The sequence below is a fragment of the Mesorhizobium sp. M0140 genome (assembly GCF_040322475.1).
Lineage (GTDB): Bacteria > Pseudomonadota > Alphaproteobacteria > Rhizobiales > Rhizobiaceae > Mesorhizobium.
Window position 1 is genome coordinate 89,594 of record NZ_JAMYTM010000014.1, and the last position, 14,182, is coordinate 103,775.

11 protein-coding genes are annotated in these 14,182 nt (G+C 63.3%); 9 read left to right on the forward strand and 2 right to left on the reverse strand.

What is annotated here, in order from left to right; genetic code table 11:
• Positions 1 to 32 precede the first annotated feature (32 nt).
• Complete coding sequence (locus NKJ37_RS16265; protein ID WP_352774339.1) at positions 33 to 3,884, reverse strand: DUF7929 domain-containing protein; 3,852 nt, start codon at positions 3,882 to 3,884, stop codon at positions 33 to 35.
• Positions 3,885 to 3,894: 10 nt separating this feature from the next.
• A complete protein-coding gene (locus NKJ37_RS16270; RefSeq protein ID WP_502895373.1) occupies positions 3,895 to 5,880 on the reverse strand; it encodes a hypothetical protein in 1,986 nt (661 codons plus the stop codon).
• 492 nt (positions 5,881 to 6,372) lie between these two features.
• On the opposite strand from NKJ37_RS16270, the gene dnaK reads away from it, so the two are divergent.
• From dnaK to NKJ37_RS16315, 9 genes are all read left to right on the forward strand, one after another.
• The gene (gene dnaK / locus NKJ37_RS16275; protein WP_023810872.1) at positions 6,373 to 8,289 is read left to right on the forward strand and encodes a molecular chaperone DnaK; all 1,917 of its coding nucleotides are present in this window, start codon (positions 6,373 to 6,375) and stop codon (positions 8,287 to 8,289) included.
• Positions 8,290 to 8,501: 212 nt separating this feature from the next.
• A complete protein-coding gene (dnaJ, locus tag NKJ37_RS16280) occupies positions 8,502 to 9,632 on the forward strand; it encodes a molecular chaperone DnaJ (RefSeq protein WP_023810873.1) in 1,131 nt (376 codons plus the stop codon).
• Positions 9,633 to 9,798: 166 nt separating this feature from the next.
• The gene (gene pmtA, locus NKJ37_RS16285; RefSeq protein WP_128305147.1) at positions 9,799 to 10,404 is read left to right on the forward strand and encodes a phospholipid N-methyltransferase PmtA; all 606 of its coding nucleotides are present in this window, start codon (positions 9,799 to 9,801) and stop codon (positions 10,402 to 10,404) included.
• Between the two features lie 316 nt (positions 10,405 to 10,720).
• The gene (locus NKJ37_RS16290; RefSeq protein ID WP_023814188.1) at positions 10,721 to 11,317 is read left to right on the forward strand and encodes an NADPH-dependent FMN reductase; all 597 of its coding nucleotides are present in this window, start codon (positions 10,721 to 10,723) and stop codon (positions 11,315 to 11,317) included.
• An 11-nt stretch (positions 11,318 to 11,328) separates the two neighbouring features.
• Positions 11,329 to 12,042: an orotidine-5'-phosphate decarboxylase gene (pyrF, locus tag NKJ37_RS16295; protein WP_352442646.1), complete on the forward strand. Its 714-nt coding sequence runs from the start codon at positions 11,329 to 11,331 to the stop codon at positions 12,040 to 12,042.
• Between the two features lie 32 nt (positions 12,043 to 12,074).
• Positions 12,075 to 12,362, forward strand: a complete 288-nt coding sequence (locus NKJ37_RS16300; RefSeq protein ID WP_023762651.1) for a DUF1330 domain-containing protein — start codon at positions 12,075 to 12,077, stop codon at positions 12,360 to 12,362.
• Between the two features lie 582 nt (positions 12,363 to 12,944).
• Positions 12,945 to 13,265, forward strand: coding sequence for an ArsR/SmtB family transcription factor (locus tag NKJ37_RS16305; protein ID WP_056592605.1), 321 nt, complete (start codon positions 12,945 to 12,947; stop codon positions 13,263 to 13,265).
• Positions 13,262 to 13,744, forward strand: coding sequence for an SRPBCC family protein (locus NKJ37_RS16310; protein ID WP_128305149.1), 483 nt, complete (start codon positions 13,262 to 13,264; stop codon positions 13,742 to 13,744). The genes NKJ37_RS16305 and NKJ37_RS16310 overlap by 4 nt, the downstream gene beginning before the upstream one ends.
• 2 nt (positions 13,745 to 13,746) lie before the next feature.
• Positions 13,747 to 14,163, forward strand: a complete 417-nt coding sequence (locus tag NKJ37_RS16315; protein ID WP_128305150.1) for a GFA family protein — start codon at positions 13,747 to 13,749, stop codon at positions 14,161 to 14,163.
• Positions 14,164 to 14,182: the final 19 nt, after the last annotated feature.

Consider the following 14,182-nt stretch of genomic DNA (forward strand, 5'->3'; position numbering starts at 1 on the left):
CGGCGGGTTTCTGGTCTCGTGTCGAGCAGTGGTTATTGCTGCTGGAGTTTCAGGATTCTGTCTGGAACCGGATCCTGTTGCTGTTCGACCTGCGGCCTGCGCCGTGGCAATACCTGCTGCAGCAGCAGGCCGGGGTTGAGCTCCAGCGACGGTTGTCCGCGGACGGGCCGGCAGTTCGGATAGCGCCCGATCGTGCCTTCCGGGCAGCGCCGCCTGATGATCGGCTGGCATTGGCCATTGATCATCTGCGAGCCCGGTGCGCATTCCACCTCCTGTCTGGGCTTGCGGCATGCGCCGTTGATCACCTGCGTCCCACGCGGGCAGACACACTCGCCGCGCTTGTTGTGGACCTGGCCGCGTATGTCGCATTGCTCCTGCGTCGGCTGCTTGCGCCGGCAGGCATTGCCCCGCACCTCGGTACCCCTCGGGCAGACACAAATGCCGTTGGCGTCGTGGACCTGACCACGGATGGTGCACTGCTCAGGCTTTGGCCGGATCGGACGGCAGGCGCCGTTTCTGACCTCGGTACCCCTTGGGCAGGCACAATCGCCATCCGCGTCGTGGATCTGACCACGGATGATGCACTGCTCAGGCTTCGGCTGGATCGGGCGGCAGGCACCATTGCGCACCTCGGTCCCTCTCGGGCAGACGCAGTCTCCATCGGCGTCGTGAACCTGACCACGGATCGTGCACTGCTCAGGCTTTGGCTGGATCGGGCGGCAGGCATTGCCCCTGATCTCGGTTCCCCTGGGGCAGACACAATCGCCATCCGCATTGTGGACCTGGCCACGGATGGTGCACTGCTCGGGCTTGTCGGTCCTGACACATCTGCCGTTCTCGAGCCCGGTTCCGCGTGGGCAGACGCAACGTCCGTCCTCGGTGCGGATCTGGCCTTCGAGCAGCACACAGCGCTTCGGCTGTTCCGGCTTCGGCACGATACCACCGCCCGGCGAGCACTGGCCGTTGCGGTAGGTAGTGCCTTCCGGGCAAACGCAGCGGCCGGCATCGTTCATGACGAAGCCTTGCGAGCATTCCTTCTTCGTCTCCTGGCTAATGGTGAAGGGATGGCAGGCATAGGCCTTGCCACGATCGCCCTGCACATTGGTCTGATCGCCGCCGAGCACCTCGCCACCGCCTTGCACCCGTGTCTCGGGAGAGAGCACGCCGACGCAGTTCTGGCCGCTGACATTGCCCTGCAGATTGGCCAGGCGACCGTCGTCGGGAATGACCACGGTGACATGGTGCACCTGGCTTTCGCCGGCGCCGAGCGTCAGGTTGGCAATGCAGGACGCAGGCAAGGTTGCCGGTTCCGGCGAACAGCCAAAGGGCGGATCGATCGACGTGATCTCAACGCCTTCCAGCCTGCCGAGACCCTCCACGCCGATCGCATCGCCAATGCGGACCGGCCCGGAGAAGGGGGTCGTTCCGTCATTGGTGATAGTGATCTCGAACGAACAGGGTTGGCCGAGCCTGCATTCACGGTCGCCGGTCTTTTCGACACGGATGGTCGAAGAACCGCCGCCCTTGGCGCAGGCCTGGCCAAAGGGATAGACGACGTCGTCGCCCGGTGCCGGCCCATAGGAGCCGCGCGCGCAGTTTTCGAACGCGCCATTGGCCGAGACCGTCACGTCGAAGTGGCGGCTGGTTCCAGGTACCATGACGGCACCGGGAATCTGGCACGACAGCGCGTTGGCCGGAACCGGTCCACACGCCCATTCCGCACCGTCAGGGGTGACGGTCTGGATCTGGACAGGCGCGCCGCCGGCAACCAGCGTGGCGGCATCGTTGACCCGCACCGGGCCGGTGGGGGCAGCGGTGCCAAGGCTGATGACGGTGATGCGGCAAGAGATGACCGCAGCGCCGGCGAGCGAGCCGTTGCACACCTTGGCGATGCGCAAGGTCGGCTTGCCGCCATTGGGATGACGGAAGCGTTCCTTTGCGCAGGCCTTGTTGTTGGTGAGATCGTTTTCACCGGGGATGGGCTTCACCGTCGCGCAATTCTCGACAGTATCCGACTGGTAGCCGGCCGGCATGACCGCCTTGACGACGATCGGCGTCGAGCCGCCCGGAGGCAGCGAGATGCCCGCATTGTCGCAGCGGAACAGCCCGGGGCCGGTTGGTGCGCAGGTCCATGGCGGGCTCGGGCCGAAGGTCGAGGAGGCTGGCGCGCCGCCGGGATAATTGTCGATGACCGTCAGCGGTCCATTGTAGGTGGCGCTGCCGTTGTTGATGATGTCGATCACGAAGTAGCAGATGCCGTCGGCCGTGCAGACCGGGATACGGGCACGCTTCTTCAGGATCAGGTCGACCTTCTTTTCGACCGGCGGCCGGCAGTCGCGGTCGCGATCGCCACGCCGGCAGACCGGGATCGAGGCACAGCCGCGGTCGTTCGACTGGCTGCCGAACAGTGGCTTGTCGCTGGCCCCGTAATTATAGGTGGCGCAGTTGCGCAAGACGCTGCCTTGCCAGCCTCCGGCCGGCTTGAAGCCGAGCTTGAGGTCGACGGAGGCCCCCGGATTGAGCGTGGTCACCGGATGGGTGCAAATCATAGGGGTGGTGCCGGGTACGCAGACCCAGGGCGGATTGGGCCCTGAATCGAGTGTCGAGCCGGCCGGCAGCGTCACCTCGTCGAGCACGATCTTGCCGTGGTAGGCACCGGTGCCGACATTGGTGACCCTGATGGTGAAGTCGCAGCCGCCGCCCATCGTGCAACGCGTCACGTCGGCGCGTTTCTCAACCTTGAGGTCCGGCTCCTTGTCCTTGGGCGGGCACCTCTGGTCACGCGGGATGACGATGTCGATGGTCTGCGTGCAGCACAGGCCCCAGCCTTCCTTCGGACCGGCATAGGTTTCGATGCCGGTGACGATGAGGTGGATGACGTCGCCGGGCGATGCGCCGACGATCTTCCAGTTGAGCACACCGCCGCCCGCCGGCACCAGTTGGGTGTCGGGGATGACGGTGACGCCTGATGTGGTCGTCGAAACCTGCACCCATTTGCCGCCCATCTCCGGGCCGACCGGCATGTGGTAGATGAAGGCACCGCCGCCGGGCACGCAGTCGACGGTGCCGCGCTCCACCTTGAAGCATTCCTTGCCGGGAGGTGGCGGCGGCGGGTTGCACTTGGTGACGTCGATCTTGATCGAGGTCTTCACGCCGGTCTTGAAGTCGCCGTCGTCGGGCTTGCTCGGATCCTGCGACGGGATGATGGTCCCGGTGCCCGGTCTGGCGGTCACCTTGATCATCCCGTGGTTGTCGACGATCGTCGGCGCGGGAAATGCCGCATGATCGATCTTGGCCGTGATCTTGAAGTTGATGACGCGCTCGTTGGGAGCGCCGGCGCCGTCGAGATCGGAAGTGGAGATGCGGAAGTCTGAAACAACAGCGGTATCGTTGGGACCCGCCGAGGTGCTGATCGTCGCGCCCGGCAGTGGTCCGCCGGATGAATCCGTGCCGTCGCCGGACACATTGACGTTGACGATCTCAAGGCCGTGCGGAAGCTGGTCCTTGAAGTCGACCCGGACCTTCTTCAGCCTGGCCTCAAGGCTTGGGTCGGCAAGGCCCTGCGGATCGCCGCGCAGGCCGAAGCTCAGCGAATAGACGACGTAGTCGCAGCCTCGTTGAGTGCCTTTCTTGGTGAAGAAGGGTACGACCCGGTCGGGCCTCGGAGTGATGACGCGCGAACTGTCGAGATCGAGCTTCAGCTCCGGGGTGATCGGGGCAGCGCCTTCCGCAAAGCCTTGCACCGGGGTTAGCATGGCGACCGCGATACCGGCCGCCATCAGCCAGCGCGCGCCGCGCCTGGCGTATGACAGGGGTTTCATGATCGTCTCCACGACGGTTTCTTGAGTGTTGGTTGCGAATGGGGAGAGTGCGAGATTTTTCATCTTCCCCTCCTCAACGTTCGCAGCTGACGGCTGGGGTTCGGAGCGGCAAGATCATCTTGCAGCAAGGGTAGTAGCCACCCTTGTCCTTGTCGGACTTCCTGTAGAAGCAAAGTCCAACATCCACTCTGTCGCCCGGATAGTGGCCGGTAATGTCGATCGTGTAAGGCTGGCCGGGCGCATGCGACTGGAATGACGTCACCCCGACGCCTGGCGTCCTGGACTTTGTCTCATTCGAAGGTTGGGCCTTTATCGAATCGCCGCCGAAGCCGGCACGGTCATGGAGATAGAGATCGGCCTGGAGGCCGCGAGGCGTACAGTAATACCTGATATCCTCGACATCGATGCACGGAGGCAGATTGCCGGGCGGTGGGAAGTCCGGCGGGTAGAAGGGGGGCAGGTAGCCGCCCGGGATTTCTTCATAATAGCCGGCGCGGCCTTCACAAGGATGCCAGACGGCAACGTCGCCGACATGACCCTCGACCTCCGGGTCTTCGAAATAGCCGTCGAAGTCGACGAACCAGGAGCCGAAGGGCGGCACATTGGCCGGCTTGACCAGCTCTTTCGGCGTGATCTGCACGCCGTGCACGGCGAGCGGCCCGCCGGCGGCGAGCTGTTCGGCGAGAGCCGGATTGTCGCGCAATTTGTCGCCGGTGTTGACCAGCGTCTGCGTGCAGACCGATGTGTCGAGAGTGCCGTCGGAATCATAACCATACTGCAGGTCGAGACCGCCGGCCGACTGCCTGTTGCCCTGAGGGAAACCGACCGCATATTCCTGCGGCACTTCGACCCAGACCGATTCCGTCTCCGGATCGTCCGGGTTCTCTCGGAAGTAGCGGATGACCTCGCCCTTGCCGGAATCGGCGAACTGGCTGTAATCGTAGCGGTTCTCGACCGGGCCGCGCTGGGCCAGGTACATGAAGCCGGTGTTGTCGAAAGCGATGTCGGTGACGGCGTAGTCCTTGTCGGCCTTGACCGTCAGTTCCCAACGCGGGTCGCCGGCAAAGGTGCCGTTGCGGGCAATGCCCACCGACCAGATTTCAGACTTTTCACCGACCGAATAATAAAGCCGGCCGCCATGATAGGAGACGGCCCAGATGCGGCGCTCGTCCTGCGTGTAGCCCCAGCTGTCGGGGTCTTCGCTGTCGAAAGCCGCACCCTGTATGTCCATCACCGAACCATCGTCGGCGATCGGAGCTAGCCCATGCGCCGGGCGCCCGGCAACGCCGTGGTCGAAGCTGTCGATCAGCGTACCGGTGGCATCGATGCGATGGACCAGGCCGGTATCGAGGTCGGAGGCGAAGAACTGGCGATGAGCGGCGTCGAAGGTGAGATTGCCGATACCGGGACCGCTGTTGGTGTCGATGTCGGCGAACTTGGAGACCTGGCCGGTGATGCCGTCGATTTTCCAGATGGTGCCCGGCCCGCCACCGTTTTCGGTGCCGAACTGGCCGTCCATGAAGGTGGCGCCGGCCGCGCCGCGGCGCTGCCGCTCGGGGCGGCCGTCATCATCGGCGTCCGGGGTGACGATGCGGATGCCGTGCAGCGAGGCGGCGCCGGCATAGAGATTGGGAATGCCCGATGGAACGCCGTCGCGCACGCCGTCATCATAGGTGACGCCGAACACCTGGCCGATCTGCTCCGCCGTCACCTCGAGGGGCGGCGGCGTGTTGACCAGTTGCCCGGAGGCTGGGCCGCCCAGATGCGAGACGTCGAACACGCGCAAGGTGGCTCGCGTGGTGTCGATGAAGGTTTCGTCGACCGGATCGACGCCGGGCGGCAGGCCCCCTTTTTCGGAATCAGGGGGGTCGAAATTGGGAATGACGGTGCCGGAGAATCCAGTCACCGCCATCGAACCGGGATAGATGATCCGGGTTTCCTGCGCCTGGGCGGCGCCCAGCCACAGGCCGAGTGCCAGCGCCAGCAACCCGCCTGGATGCACAGCGCGGCGCAAGCCGCCATCAAGAGACGACACGAACGAGCCGCGGATGCGAGACATGACACTACCCCCCGTCGTAGTCGACGGGAGAACGTCGGGTCTGGCCGCGCAAATCAGGGCAAGGCGCGGCGGTCCGGCTCGTTCTTCCCTGATCGAATTGTCTGCTTTCCTCAAAATCACGATACGCCTGCTCTTACGCAGGGTCAACGGAACCAGCGGGAAGCCCAGCGCATCGACCTCGTCCCGAAGGCAGTGGTCGCGCCGAGCTCCTGTTGTTCCCGGAGACCGCAGAGCCTCTGGGTTATTGGTCATGGGGGCTTCCTTTCCGGGCCGCACCATGCGGCACCTGGAGATCAGTCGCGGGCGGAGGTGGAAAGGTTCATGGAAGCCTTGCGCAGAATGCTTGCGCGCGATGCCGCCTGTTCTTATATACGCGCCAAGCCGTTCGGCGCCGGAATGCCGGTTGCCGGAACGGGATTTCTTGTGAACAGGGGCTTTCGTCGGAACGCCTGTACGGGTCCTGAGAGCCTGCTTAGCGGAGAGACTAGAAAAATGGCAAAAGTAATCGGTATCGATCTCGGCACCACCAACTCCTGCATCGCCATCATGGATGGCAAGGAGCCGAAGGTAATCGAGAATGCGGAAGGCGCGCGCACGACGCCTTCCATCGTCGCCATCTCGGGCGACGACGAACGTCTTGTCGGCCAGCCGGCCAAGCGCCAGGCGGTCACCAATCCTGAAAACACCATCTTCGCGGTCAAGCGCCTGATCGGCCGCCGCTATGACGATCCGGTGACGGAGAAGGACAAGAAGCTTGTCCCCTACAAGATCGTCAAGGGCGACAATGGCGATGCCTGGGTCGAGGCCGGCGGCAGGAAGCAGTCGCCCTCGCAGATTTCGGCCATGATCCTGCAGAAGATGAAGGAAACGGCGGAAGCCTATCTCGGCGAGAAGGTCGAGAAGGCGGTCATCACCGTTCCGGCCTACTTCAACGACGCCCAGCGCCAGGCAACCAAGGATGCCGGCAAGATCGCCGGCCTCGAAGTGCTGCGCATCATCAACGAGCCGACCGCGGCAGCGCTTGCCTATGGCCTCGACAAGAAGGAAGGCAAGACCATTGCCGTCTATGACCTTGGCGGCGGCACGTTCGACATTTCGGTGCTCGAAATCGGCGACGGCGTGTTCGAGGTGAAGTCGACCAATGGCGACACCTTCCTCGGCGGCGAGGATTTCGACATGCGCCTGGTCGAATACCTGGCGGCCGAGTTCAAGAAGGAACAGGGCATCGACCTGAAGAACGACAAGCTCGCCCTGCAGCGCCTCAAGGAGGCGGCTGAAAAGGCCAAGATCGAGCTGTCGTCGACGACCCAGACCGAAATCAACCTGCCTTTCATCACCGCCGACGCGACCGGGCCGAAGCACCTGACGCTGAAGCTGACGCGCGCCAAGTTCGAGCAGCTGGTCGACGACCTGGTCCAGCGCACGATTGCCCCTTGCAAGGCGGCGCTCAAGGATGCCGGCCTGAAGGCCGGCGAGATCGACGAAGTCGTCCTGGTCGGCGGCATGACCCGCATGCCCAAGATCCAGGAGATCGTGAAGCAGTTCTTCGGCAAGGAGCCGCACAAGGGCGTCAATCCGGATGAGGTCGTCGCTCTCGGCGCCGCCATCCAGGCCGGCGTGCTGCAGGGCGACGTCAAGGACGTGCTGTTGCTCGACGTGACGCCGCTGTCGCTCGGCATCGAGACGCTGGGTGGCGTGTTCACCCGCCTGATCGAGCGCAACACGACGATCCCGACCAAGAAGAGCCAGGTGTTCTCGACGGCCGAGGATAGTCAATCGGCCGTGACCATCCGGGTCTTCCAGGGTGAGCGTGAAATGGCCGCCGACAACAAGGCGCTCGGCCAGTTCGACCTGGTCGGCATTCCGCCGGCGCCGCGCGGCGTGCCGCAGATCGAGGTCACCTTCGATATCGACGCCAACGGCATCGTCAACGTTTCGGCCAAGGACAAGGGCACCGGCAAGGAGCACCAGATCCGCATCCAGGCATCGGGCGGTCTTTCGGACGCCGACATCGAGAAGATGGTCAAGGACGCCGAGGCCAATGCCGAGACCGACAAGAAGCGGCGTGCGCTGGTCGAGGCCCGCAACCAGGCCGAAGCGCTGCTGCATTCCTCGGAGAAGTCGCTGAAGGAATATGGCGACAAGGTTTCGGAAGGCGAGCGCACGGCGATTTCCGACGCGATCGCGGCGCTTAAGACCGCGACCGAAGGCGACGACCCGGCCGACATCGAAGCCAAGAGCCAGGCGCTTGCCGAGGCTTCGATGAAGCTTGGCCAGGCCATGTACGAGGCTTCGCAGAAGGAAGCGGCGGAAGCCGACGCCAAGGCGGACGCCGCCAAGGACAGTGACGTTGTCGACGCCGATTTCGAGGAAATCGACGAGGACGACGACAAGAAGAAGTCGGCCTGAACCGTTTGACGGCAAGATAAAGCGAAAAGCCCGGCGAAGGCCGGGCTTTTTTGCAACCCCTTGCAGAAAAACAGCGGGCCTTGCTGAAAAAATGCAGGCAAAGCCGCGTCGACACTGGCATCCCCCTTCCATCGCACCTAAATCGAAGCGTCAGTGCCGGCAAGAGACGCAACAATGCTTCAAGACGTTGAGCATCCGGACAGCGGGAAAAAATGAAAGCTGATTTCTACGAGACGCTGGGCGTCCAAAAAGGCGCCGACGAGAAGGAGCTCAAGAGCGCTTTCCGCAAGCTCGCCATGCAGTTCCATCCCGACCGCAACCCCGGCGATCATTCCTGCGAGCACAAGTTCAAGGAAATCAACGAAGCCTACGAGACGCTGAAGGACCCGCAGAAGCGCGCGGCCTATGACCGCTTCGGCCACGCCGCCTTCGAACAGGGCGGAATGAATGGCGGCGCGCAAGGTTTCGGCGCCGGCGGTTTCGCCGATATCTTCGAGGACATTTTCGGCGACATGATGGGCGGGCGCCAGCGCCGCTCGTCGGGCGGCCGCGAGCGCGGCGCCGACCTGCGTTATAACATGGAAATCACCCTGGAAGAGGCTTTTGCCGGCAAGACCGCGCAGATCCGGGTGCCGGCGTCGATCTCCTGCTCTGAATGTTCGGGCAGCGGCGCCAAGCCCGGCACCCAGCCTGTTACCTGCTCGATGTGCAACGGCCACGGCAAGGTGCGCGCCACGCAAGGGTTCTTTTCGATCGAGCGGACCTGCCCGCAATGCCAGGGGCGCGGCCAGACGATCAAGGATCCGTGCCCGAAATGCGCCGGCCAGGGCCGCGTCACCGAGGAGCGTTCGCTGTCGGTCAACATCCCGGCCGGCATCGAGGACGGCACCCGCATCCGTCTTGCCAATGAGGGCGAAGCCGGCCTGCGCGGCGGGCCATCGGGCGATCTCTATATTTTCCTGGCGGTCAAACCGCACGAGTTCTTCCAACGCGACGGCGCCGACCTGTATTGCAAGGTGCCGATCTCGATGACCACAGCCGCCCTTGGCGGCTCCTTCGAGGTGACGACGCTGGACGGGACGCAGACCAAGGTCAAGGTGACCGAAGGCACGCAGAACGGGCGCCAGTTCCGCCTCAAAGGCAAGGGCATGCCTGTGCTGCGCCAGCCCAATATCGGCGACCTCTACATCCAGACCGCGGTCGAGACGCCGCAGAACCTCACCCGCCGCCAGCGCGAACTGCTGGAGGAGTTCGAACAGCTCTCCTCGCAGGACAATTCGCCACAATCGAGCGGCTTTTTCGCCCGCATGAAGGATTTCTTCGAGTCGTTCGGCGAACGTTGATGCACTTTGGCCCGCCCAAGCCGATTTGCAACGCGTAAATCCTTGAATCTCGTCACCCCTTGAGACGCGACGAAAATTATCTTATCCACGACATGCGTCCGGCCGCGCCTTGCCTAGCACCGCTCAGGTGCTAAGTAACTTGCGGGGAGCGCTGAGGAGAGCTTGCATGACACGTGGCCCTGGACTGCGGAAGGCGCTTGTCGAAAAGTTCGACGACGAACTCAAATTCTTCAAGGGCTGGATCGACAAGCCGAAGGCGGTTGGTTCGATCGTGCCGACCAGTTCGGTCACCGCGCGCAAGATGGCGTCGATCGTCAATCCTAAATCCGGCCTGCCGGTGCTCGAGGTCGGTCCCGGTACCGGCGTCATCACCCGCGCCATCCTCGCCCAGGGCGTGCGGCCCGAGAACCTCTACGCGGTCGAGTATTCCACGGATTTCGTCCGTCACCTGCGGCGACTCTATCCCGGCGTCAACGTCATCGAGGGCGACGCCTTCAACCTCAACGCCACGCTTGGCGACAAGAGCGGGATGATCTTCGATTCCGTCGTTTCCGGCGTGCCGCTGCTCAACTTCCCGGTCGCCCAGCGCATTGCCTATATCGAAAGCCTGCTTGACCGCATCCCGGCCGGACGGCCGATCGTGCAGCTGACCTACGGCCCGATGTCGCCGATCCCGGCCGGCCGTGGCAATTATACGGTCAAGCATTTCGATTTCATCCTCCGCAACATCCCGCCGACCCAGCTGTGGATCTACCGCCGCGAAGCGCATTAATTTCTCGGCGCAGGGTTGTTCGCGGATCGCCAGTGCTCACCGCATACCTTGGCGATGGCGGGAACGTCCCTCGCTTCGTCATCCACGGGCGGAGCAAGGAGCGCAGCGACGCAGCGCAGACCCGAGGATCCATGCCGCGACTTCCGAGCGCCGCTACGGCGCAGAATTCTGTTCCGCTGCACTCCTGGATAGCTGTCACGGAATGGATTCCAGGGTCTCCACGACGGAGCTTCGCTCCTGCTTCGCCCAAGGATGACGAAGTTGGCGTTGATTTGCTCGATCCTTGGCTGTACCTGTCCGGGAACAAGGGTGGCCAATGGCAGTGATCCCGAAAATCCTCGTCTTCGCCGGCTCGGTTCGCAGCGGCGCCTATAGCGGCAGGACCGCCGACGTGGCGCAGAAGGAACTCGCCATGCAGGGCGCCGAGGTGACCCGCATCTCGCTTGCCGACTACCCCCTGCCGATCATGGACGAGGATTTGGAAAAGGAAAAAGGCGTTCCTGAAAACGCCCAGAAACTTGGCCGTCTGGTGATCGCCCATGACGGGCTGCTGATCGCCACGCCCGAATATAATGGCTCCATTCCGCCGCTGCTCAAGAACACGATCGACTGGGTGAGCCGGGTGCGCAGGGATGGCGGCCGGCCGGTGAGGCCGCTGGCCGGCAAGGTCGCCGGCCTCTGTTCGTCCTCCAGCGGGCACTTTGCCGGCATCCGCTGCATCAACCATCTGCGCGCGGTGCTGGTGCGCTGCCAGATGGAGGTGGTGACGCCGGAATGCTCGGTGCCCGACGGCGGCGGCGCCTTCGACGAGGATGGAAACTTCCGTGACGAAAGACTGCACAAATCGATGGAGCACCTATGCCGCACCCTGATCGAAACCTCGCGCATGCTGTCCACCCGGATCGAGGCGTGATCGCAACGACGATGCAGGCACAATCCATACAGGCACGATCCATGCAGGAAAGACTGATAGTCGGCCTCGATGTCCCGACCGTGAGGGAGGCCGAGCAGGCGGTGCGCGAACTCGACAGCGTCGTCTCCTTCTACAAGATCGGCTACCAGCTTGCCTTCGCCGGCGGGCTCGATTTCGCCAGGGAACTGGCCAGCGGCGGCACCAAGGTTTTCCTCGACATGAAGCTGCTCGACATCGACCACACGGTGGCCAAGGGCGTCGAGAACATCGTCAAGATGGGCATGACCATGCTGACCATCCACGCCTACCCGAAGGCTATGCAGGCCGCCGTAGAGGCGGCCAGAGGCAGCGATCTTTGCCTGCTTGCGGTCAGCGTGCTGACCTCGATGGACGAGCAGGACATGATCGACGTCGGCTATGAGTACGACCCGCATACGCTGGTGCTGCGGCGCTCGGAACAGGCGCTGCATGCCGGCATGGGGGGCATCGTCTGCTCGGCCGCGGAAGCCGAAGCGGTGCGCCGCATCGTCGGCCCCGACATGGCGGTGGTGACGCCCGGCATCCGGCCGGCGGGCAGCGATCATGGCGACCAGAAGCGCGTGGTGACGCCGGGCCAGGCGATCCGCAACGGCGCCAGCCACCTCGTCGTCGGCAGGCCTATCATTGCTGCGGCCAACAAACGGGAAGCGGCCGAAGCCATCCTCGACGAGATGCGCTCGGCCTGAGATTTCCAAGAACAAGTTCGGAGACCAAGAAAATGCCCAAGGGATACTGGATCGCCCGTGTCGATGTGCGCGACGCGGAAGGCTACAAGGACTACGTCGCCGCCGCCAAGCCTGCCTTCGAGCGCTTCGGCGCGAAGTTTCTGGCGCGCGGCGGAGAGCATGAAAAGGCCGAAGGCCCCGGCCGGGCACGCAATGTCATCATAGAGTTCGAATCGCTCGCCGCCGCGCATGATTGCTACCATTCGCCGGAATACCAGCGCGCCGTCGCCATCCGTCAGAAGGTCGCCGACGGCGAGATCGTTCTGGTCGAGGGCGCCTAAAATCCGCCTCGAGCAGTTTTGACGAATCGCGGGTGTGACGGACGGCATACCTTGGCGATTGCCGCAAACGCCCAGCGCCTTCGTCATCCACGGGCGAAGCAAGGAGCGTAGCGACGCAGCGCAGACCCGAGGATCCATGCCGCGACTTCAAAGCGTTGCAGCGGTGTAGAATTCTGCTCCGCTGCATTCTTCGGCCAAGGTCGCGGCATGGATCCCAGAGTCTCCGCGACGGAGCTTCGCTCCTGCTTCGCCCTAGGATGACGAAGTTGGGAGGCTTCGGCCAATCTCGAACGCTTAGGATGGTCCACCAACGAACGATGAAATCTCGGCCGTCGATAGGCATCCTGTCAAATCCCTGCTGCAGCGCTAGTAGCAGGACTTCAGACGAAATCCTGCAGGTTTACGTCCGCAGTTTGGCGCCGCTAAGCAGGGCTCCGACATCAGGTACATGGCCGGGGCGGCCCATCGCGCAATCAACGTCCGAGTCCGAATAGCCGCATCCAGTCTTGCGATGCGGGGCGAACTGTAGGTTGACATGCAGGTATTTACCTGCATATTATGCCTTACAACAGAGTGAGGCAGATGGACGCCGACAAGGTTTTCAAAGCGCTGGGCGACCCGACACGCAGAAGGCTGCTTGACCTTCTGTGCGAGCAGAACGGGCAGACGCTCGGTCAGCTTTGCGAAAACCTGGACATGGCCAGGCAATCCGCCACCCAGCACCTCGATCTGCTGGAGGCGGCCAATCTGGTGAGCACGGTCAAGCGCGGCCGCGAAAAGCTGCATTTCATCAATCCCGTGCCCTTGCACGAAGTCTACGAGCGCTGGGTACGGAAATTCGAACGGCAGCGGCTCAGCCTGCTGCACGACCTGAAGCAAGAACTCGAAGGAGAAGACCAATGACCAGGGAAACGACCAGCTTTGTCTACGTGACCTATATCCGCTCGACGCCGCAGAAGGTGTTCGAGGCCATAATCAAGCCCGATGTCGCAAAGCGCTACTGGGGTCACGAGAACGTCTCCGAATGGACGCCGGGCTCGAAATGGGAGCATATCCGCGCCAATGACGAACGGACCGTCGAACTCGTCGGCAATGTCGTCGAGGTTTCGCCGCCGACCCGCCTCGTCATCACCTGGGCGAACGCTTCGCAGGCCGACGATCCGTCAAAAACGAGCCGGGTGACGTTCGCCATCGAGGAATACGACACCATGGTGCGGCTGACCGTCAGCCATGACGAACTCGAAGCCGGTAGCGGCATGGCGAAAGGCGTCAGCCAGGGCTGGCCGGCGGTGCTGTCGAGCATGAAATCCTTCCTCGAAACCGGCAGCGGCATCGACATTTTCGCCAAGCCGAAATCAGCCCTGATCGCCGCGGGAGAATAACGATGACCAAACGCTATACCGGCGGCTGCGCATGCGGCGCGATCCGTTACGAAACCAATGACGAGCCGATCTTCCAGAACCACTGCCAGTGCAGCGATTGCCAGAAGCGCTCAGGCACCGGCCACGGATCCTACCTGACCTTCGGCCAGCGCACCGATATGGCAATTACCGGGGAGGTGAGCACCTGGCGCGTGGCGGGCGCCAGCGGCAATGAAAAAATCCACACCTTCTGTCCAACCTGCGGAACGCCGGTCTTTTTGATATCCGTCGCCATGCCGGAATTCATAGCGGTCCACGCGGCCAGCCTCGACGATCCGGAACAGTTCAGCCCGCAGATGGTGACCTACACGAGCCACGGCCATGCCTGGGACAAGATGGATCCGTCCTTGCAGGCGGCCGAGCGAATGCCTGGCGGGTAGCGTCTGCTGGTTAGCCCGC

Coding starts and splice junctions, on each gene's coding strand:
- NKJ37_RS16265 (WP_352774339.1), bottom strand. CDS start 3,884: ATGAAAAATCTCGCACTCTCCCCATTCGCAACCAACACTCAAGAAACC.
- NKJ37_RS16270 (WP_502895373.1), bottom strand. CDS start 5,880: ATGTCTCGCATCCGCGGCTCGTTCGTGTCGTCTCTTGATGGCGGCTTG.
- dnaK (WP_023810872.1), top strand. CDS start 6,373: ATGGCAAAAGTAATCGGTATCGATCTCGGCACCACCAACTCCTGCATC.
- dnaJ (WP_023810873.1), top strand. CDS start 8,502: ATGAAAGCTGATTTCTACGAGACGCTGGGCGTCCAAAAAGGCGCCGAC.
- pmtA (WP_128305147.1), top strand. CDS start 9,799: ATGACACGTGGCCCTGGACTGCGGAAGGCGCTTGTCGAAAAGTTCGAC.
- NKJ37_RS16290 (WP_023814188.1), top strand. CDS start 10,721: ATGGCAGTGATCCCGAAAATCCTCGTCTTCGCCGGCTCGGTTCGCAGC.
- pyrF (WP_352442646.1), top strand. CDS start 11,329: ATGCAGGCACAATCCATACAGGCACGATCCATGCAGGAAAGACTGATA.
- NKJ37_RS16300 (WP_023762651.1), top strand. CDS start 12,075: ATGCCCAAGGGATACTGGATCGCCCGTGTCGATGTGCGCGACGCGGAA.
- NKJ37_RS16305 (WP_056592605.1), top strand. CDS start 12,945: ATGGACGCCGACAAGGTTTTCAAAGCGCTGGGCGACCCGACACGCAGA.
- NKJ37_RS16310 (WP_128305149.1), top strand. CDS start 13,262: ATGACCAGGGAAACGACCAGCTTTGTCTACGTGACCTATATCCGCTCG.
- NKJ37_RS16315 (WP_128305150.1), top strand. CDS start 13,747: ATGACCAAACGCTATACCGGCGGCTGCGCATGCGGCGCGATCCGTTAC.